Raw genomic sequence first — 5,947 nt, 5'->3', positions numbered from 1 at the left:
GTGGCCTACCAGGAGGGCGACCCCGACCGGCCGATCGTGGTCGGCATCGTGCCCAACCCCAACAATCCCGTGCCGTACGACCTGCCGGCCAACAAGACCCGCATGACGCTGCGATCGAACTCGCACAAGTCCAAGGGCTTCAACGAGATGACCTTCGAGGACGCCACCGGCGGGGAGAACATGTTCTTCCATGCGCAAAAGGACCATACTACCAAGATCGAGAACAACCAGACGCACTCGGTGGGTGTCAACCACGCCAACGTGGTGGGTCGGAACCAGGCGCTGACGGTGGGCGTCAACCAGACGCAGGAGATCGGCGGGTCGATGAACCTGACGGTGGGCGGCACCGGGATGGGTGCGGCCGCGCTGATGGCACCGTTCGCGGGCATGGCCGGGCAGACCGCAGGGATGCTGAGCCAGGCCTTAGGTGCCGCCCTGGGCGGCGCTGCGGGATCGGGAGCGGAGGGTGCGGCCGGTGGCTCGCCTCCCGCGATGGCGGGCGACGGAGCCGAGGGCGGCGGCCTGCTCGGGCAGGCGCTCGGCGCGGTCGGCACCTCGAGCGGCGGGATGGGCGGCATCACCGGCACGATGATGCCGCAGCTCGCAAGCTCACTCATCGGGTTGCTGAACCCGGCGGGCCAGCAGGCGCAGGCGAACGTCGGCAACGGCCCGAGCCCGCGTCCCGATGCCGGCACGGCGCTGGCTGCGGCCGGCGGCGCCTTCGGGCAGGCGGCGGGTGGGCTGTTCTCGATGGCCGGCATCCTCAACGCGACGGTGGGCCTGATGCGCAACGACAGCATCGGCATGGCGCACGTGATGCAGGTCGGCACCAGCCAAGCGATCAACATCGGCTCGACCAAGAACGAGAACGTCGGCAAGGCGCACATGCACACGGTCGGCGAACAGTACGTCACCAATGTCGGCAAGGAGATGCAAACCAACGTGGGCGAGGTGTTCCAAGTCGTGGTCGGGAAGTCGACCCTGACGATGGACAAGGACGGCAACGTCACCATCACCGGTACGAAGATGCTTCTCGGCTTTTCGGAGTCTGTGACAGTCTTTGGTAAGGTCATCGACCTGAACCCTAAGCGATAGGGGAGGAGGCGATGCTCATCCGCAACGAGACTTCTTTCGCGGCAATGGGGTTCGGGCAGCTTCATCGCGACGGTATGCCCATGGCCGTGATCTGCGCACGCGGCCGCTACGAGTTGTTCGTCGATGGGACGGTGCGCCTTGCCGACGATCAGGCGCTGGTTCTGAGCGACGTCTACGACGGTGATCCGCAGCGCACGCCCCTCGTGCGCGTCGCCGACCTCATCCCCTACAAGCCGGCGGTGGATGTGACGCTGCTCGGGACGGCATACGCCCCGAAGGGAACACCGGCGCGAAGCTGGGAGGTGGCTCTCGCCGTCGCGGACCACGAGGTCCGGCTCAGGGTTCACGGTCCCCGCGCCTGGGAGCCGGCGCTCAAGTTCCTCCAACCGACCTGGAAGCTCGGCGGGCGGAGCCGACGACGACCGTGCCGCTCGATTATCGGCTCGCATCCGGCGGTCGCGTCATCGGCGACGCAGACGGCGCCGTCGATGCACGCAATCCCATCGGTCCAGGCCTTCTGCACGACGAGCTCACCCGGATCGGCAAACCGTGGCGAGCCCCGCAGATCGACAGCGCCGACGCGCCTGTGGAGACACCGTTCGCGACGCCGGCCCCGCAAGGGTTCGGGCCGGTTCCTCCGTTCTGGTCCTCGCGGCAGCGGCGGGCCGGCACCTACGACGAGGCGTGGCAGAACGCGCCCGAGCGGCGTCTGCCGGGCGATTTCGATTATCGCTTCTACCAAACGGCCCCTGCGGCACTCGCGCTGCCGCATCTGGCAGGCAACGAGACCGTGCGCCTCGACGGACTCGTGCCCGGCGGGGGCCGGGTCGCGTTCACGCTGCCCGGCGTGGCGCTGGTGGCCCATCACTACTGGTTCGACGGCCGTCAGGTCTCGGCGCGGTTGGCGCTCGACGGCATGCATCTCGACCTCCGCCGGGCGGACGGCCCCTGGTGGGTGGACCTCACGTGGCGCGGCTGGGTCGAAGCCTGTCCGGCCTATGATGGTGCCGTCCTCGCCCAGGTGCCGTGCGGCGGGGCCGCGAACCTGCCGACCTCCGGCGCGTTCGGCCTCGTCGAGCCCGAGGTGGTCGCATGACCTGGCCGCGCGAAGGCTCGCGCGACGTCCACGACGGCATCATCGTGTCTCAGGTGCCCGACATCTGCCTGACGCAGCAGGGCGGGACGATGGTACCGGTGCCCTACACCATCTGGTGCCGCCAGGCCGACGCCGCCAACCTCGCCAACAGCATCCATCAGACCGACGACCGTACGCACGCCAAAGAGTCGCTGGTCCTCAAGTGCTATGGAGACGAGCCGGGCACCGGGGGCGGCATCCGATCCGGCACGACCGGTGCCGAATGCACGCCGAAGACCTGGTCCGCGTCGGTCTTCGTCGAAGGCCGCAACATGGTCCGCCACGACGACGAATGGTGGATGAACCACAGGAACACGTATGGAAAGCTGATCTATACCAAGGATATGGACCACGCGGAGATATCGGATCCGCGTGCGATACCTCCGACTATGGCACCCGAGCACGGCGTCGGATCGCTATCGAATGGCCCCCGGCCTGCGTCGTCGTTCTCCGCTCAGACCACACCCCTCGGTGCGGGGAGTCCCGCGATCGGGGCGGGGATCGGAGGCGCCGTTGCAGGGCCGCCCGGTGCGGTCGTCGGTCTGGCCGCCGGCACCGCCGTCCTGATCGCCGGCGTGGTCGTCTACATCTTCACCGGCTCACGCACCTCACGCAAGCCGGACAAGTGCCCTTGCGTCGTGGCTCCGTATCGGCAGTTGAGATATGTCTGCGGCAAAGCCTGCGTAAACGGCCAAGCACATCACATCATCCCGGATTATACGAAGCGTTACGGCAGCCGCATCGAGGGTGAGATCGGCTTCAAGCGCATCAAGGGGCTGGCTAATTTCCAGCAGGGCATGTCGATATGCTTGCAGGGCAATGCGAAAGACGATTTTACCGCGCATTGGGAAGCGCATGGAGCCGACAAGCAGATCGCAGACCTCGGAAATCATCCGGACGCCCCTCTGAGTCCTACTGGAACCGCGCCGATTCTTGATATCGCTGAGATCAGCAGAGATCAGACTATTTCTGCCCGCAAAGATTGCGAGGCACAGATTCGCGCAGGGGTTGCGCAAGAGATGGGGAACGTTAATCCAAATCTTCTCGGGCGCACGTACCCAGACGCGCGCTATCCTCCTTCCGTAAACACGGTTCCCTTTCTGTCGGGCCAATCCCCGACGGTTCATTAGGACAGACTGAATGCCGAAATTCAATCTCACTCGCGCAAGAGCCATAACCGCAGATGCGCTTTACGTAGCTGCTCTTCCGAGAAAAGCAGATGCGACCGTGTCGTTCACACGCGTCGGCCAGTTCTATCAGGGCAAATGGGACCATGCCGACGTCGATGTCGCAACGCAACGTATCTGCCTCTATCACAGGCCGGAGGGCGGTCGCATCGCCGTCTACATGTCAACCGAGGGCCAATTATTTTCTCCCGAAGCGAGCTTTCGCAGCGGCCCGATCATCGACGAGACCCTAAACAATAGTAAGAAGCTTGGCCGGTTAGCTGACTTACGTCAGATCGGGAAACACTTGGTCGCCTGTGGTGACGGTGGTCAAACATACCATCAACGAACCGACAATGTCTGGGCACCACTCGATTTAAGCCTCTTCGATGATAGTGTCGATAGCAGCTGGGCCTTTGCGATCCGCGCGCCGAACGCAAAAACATTCGCCGATGAAGAAGCATACTTCGACAACAACCCAACCGAGAATGCGGAAAAGGATCGACGCCGCAAATTATACATGGCAAATCTCATGCTTCATGCTATAAATGGCCCCAGCATGGATGAGCTCTACTTCTGCGGCAAGGACGGGGCGGTCTACTTCTGGAACGGGCATAGCTCCGAGAAGATTACAGTCCCCACGTCCTCATTCCTAGGCGACATCTTGGTCGAGGACGCCGAGACTGTATGGATCTGCGGCCGGGACGGGACGCTGCTGCGCGGCAGCGCCAAGCGCGGCTTCACCGCGATCCCGTGCGACGGCAGCCCGCAGTTCTCGACCATCACGAGCTTTAAAGGGGCGATATTCCTCTCGAGCTATGCCCAGCCGCGCGGTGCGTTCGTCTACGATGGGCAGCGGATCCGGCAGGTGTCGAGCGGGCTGCGGCAGGAGTTGGATGACGTCCACACGGTGGACGGCGTGACCGACGCGCTCTGGGCGGTCGGCTCGAACGCCATCGCCCGGTTCGACGGCGCGACCTGGGAGCAGACCCCTCTTCCAAAGTGACCCACTTGAGGATGGTGTTGAAGCTCAATATTGCAACGTTAATACTGATACGCTCGCGCGTACTTAATTCGGCTCTCGCTATCCTCCGTTGACAGACGCAATTCCGGCTCTTTCAAAGCCAACGACCCACCCGCAGGAGATGATATGTTCGAGATAACGCGGGCGCGAGCATTCAGCAAGGATGTGCTCTACGCAGCTGGAATGCCTGCAAAGGCCGAGGCGCAGGAGTCTTTCACAAGGATTTATCAGTACTACCAAGGCTCATGGGAGTACGTTGATGTAAAAATATCGACGCAGAGAATCATTGCTTATCGACGCCCCGAGGGCGGCCGGATCGCCGTCTACGTGTCGCATGAGGGCGTCCTGTTCTCCCCAGAGCCCAGCTATAAGGGTGGCTTGATCGTCGATGAGAGGAAATACAAGGGCAAGCGTCTGGGCCGGCTATCGGACCTCCGCCAGATCGGACAGCACCTCGTAGCCTGCGGCGAAGGCGGCCAGACCTACCGGCAGGCCGATGATGGTACTTGGGTTGCGATCGACCTCGGCTTCTTGGACGATCGGATCGACAGCAACTGGGCGTTTGCAATACAGGCGCAAGGCAGTACGGGAGGGGAGAAGGCAGCTTATTCGGCGGCGCACCCTGATTTGAAGGCGGAACAGGAACGCAGAATTCAGCTCTATATATCTAATAAAGACTTACATTCGATAAACGGTTCAAATCTAAATAGTTTGTATGTATCGCGCAGCAAAGGCATTGTATACTTATAGAGAGGCTCTAATTTTCGAGTTATTGAGACATCAAAAGATGTTTATCTCACTGGCGTGCTGATCGAGAACGATGATGATGTTCTGGTTTGTGGTCGCGATGGAACGTTGTTGCGCGGCAGTGCCGCTATAGGATTTCATGCTGTTCCGTGCGAAACAGATGCCATGTTTTCGAAAATGGTTAAGTTTAGCGGAAAGATCTATCTCTCAAGCTACGCCACTCCGCGCGGCGTGTTTGTGTATGACGGTACATCTGTGCGCCGAGTTTACAGCGGGCTGCAGCCCGAACTCGAGGATGTGCACACCGTGGATGCTGGCGACGACGCGTTATGGGCTATCGGCTCACGCGACATGGCCCGGTTCGACGGCAAGACATGGGAGCGTATTCAGGTGCCGAATTGAACCGACGGCTACGGCACCGTTGCCCGAAACGAATAGTGTGAGCCTCTGATGACGAAGCTTGTCCTCACTCGTGCACGAGCGATCACCAACGAGGTGCTCTACGCAGCGGGGATCGACGACGACGCCGACGCGGCGGAGCCAATGACGAAGGCGTACCAATACTTTCACGACAAGTGGCAATCCCGCGAATTCCCCGTCGCGACCCAGCGGATCGTGCTTTATCATCGTCCTGAGGGCGGCCGGATTGCAGTTTACATGTCCCGTAGGGGGGAGATGTTCTGAACCGCCCCGGGTTTCCCGGAGGCTGTTTGGTTTGGATCAAGCGGCCAAGGCTTGCACCTCGGTCTGGGCATAGTAGTGCGCTTCGGCTTCGGCGGG

General features: G+C 61.9%; 6 protein-coding genes and 1 pseudogene. All 7 read left to right on the top strand.

Features of this window, described 5'->3' with window-relative positions; translation table 11 throughout:
- A pseudogene (locus tag ASF27_RS22585) lies at positions 1 to 1,095 on the top strand (hypothetical protein); the annotation flags it as partial.
- A gap of 265 nt (positions 1,096 to 1,360) precedes the next feature.
- Positions 1,361 to 2,191 (top strand): DUF2169 domain-containing protein, encoded by an 831-nt coding sequence (locus tag ASF27_RS14420; RefSeq protein ID WP_347379639.1) that lies wholly within the window; start codon positions 1,361 to 1,363, stop codon positions 2,189 to 2,191.
- Positions 2,188 to 3,360, top strand: coding sequence for a DUF4150 domain-containing protein (locus tag ASF27_RS14415; RefSeq protein WP_056361165.1), 1,173 nt, complete (start codon positions 2,188 to 2,190; stop codon positions 3,358 to 3,360). Before ASF27_RS14420 ends, ASF27_RS14415 begins: the two co-directional genes overlap by 4 nt.
- Positions 3,361 to 3,370: 10 nt before the next feature.
- Positions 3,371 to 4,402, top strand: a complete 1,032-nt coding sequence (locus tag ASF27_RS22375) for a hypothetical protein (RefSeq protein ID WP_156467546.1) — start codon at positions 3,371 to 3,373, stop codon at positions 4,400 to 4,402.
- Positions 4,403 to 4,546: 144 nt separating this feature from the next.
- Positions 4,547 to 5,170 carry a hypothetical protein gene (locus ASF27_RS22370; protein ID WP_156467545.1) on the top strand — a complete coding sequence of 208 codons (624 nt, stop codon included), beginning with the start codon at positions 4,547 to 4,549 and terminating at the stop codon, positions 5,168 to 5,170.
- A gap of 54 nt (positions 5,171 to 5,224) precedes the next feature.
- On the top strand, positions 5,225 to 5,569 hold the full coding sequence (locus tag ASF27_RS14405; protein WP_156467544.1) for a hypothetical protein: 345 nt from the start codon (positions 5,225 to 5,227) through the stop codon (positions 5,567 to 5,569).
- A gap of 48 nt (positions 5,570 to 5,617) precedes the next feature.
- Entirely contained in the window at positions 5,618 to 5,851 is a 234-nt protein-coding gene (locus ASF27_RS14400; protein WP_056361156.1) for a hypothetical protein, read from the top strand.
- The last annotated feature ends 96 nt before the right edge of the window (positions 5,852 to 5,947 follow it).

Source organism: Methylobacterium sp. Leaf102, assembly GCF_001422425.1.
Classification (GTDB): Bacteria; Pseudomonadota; Alphaproteobacteria; order Rhizobiales; family Beijerinckiaceae; genus Methylobacterium.
The sequence above is the reverse complement of the archived record's forward strand: the minus strand, read 5'-3'. Positions and strand labels throughout refer to the sequence as shown.

Coding starts and splice junctions, on each gene's coding strand:
- ASF27_RS14415 (WP_056361165.1), top strand. CDS start 2,188: ATGACCTGGCCGCGCGAAGGCTCGCGCGACGTCCACGACGGCATCATC.
- ASF27_RS22375 (WP_156467546.1), top strand. CDS start 3,371: ATGCCGAAATTCAATCTCACTCGCGCAAGAGCCATAACCGCAGATGCG.
- ASF27_RS22370 (WP_156467545.1), top strand. CDS start 4,547: ATGTTCGAGATAACGCGGGCGCGAGCATTCAGCAAGGATGTGCTCTAC.
- ASF27_RS14400 (WP_056361156.1), top strand. CDS start 5,618: ATGACGAAGCTTGTCCTCACTCGTGCACGAGCGATCACCAACGAGGTG.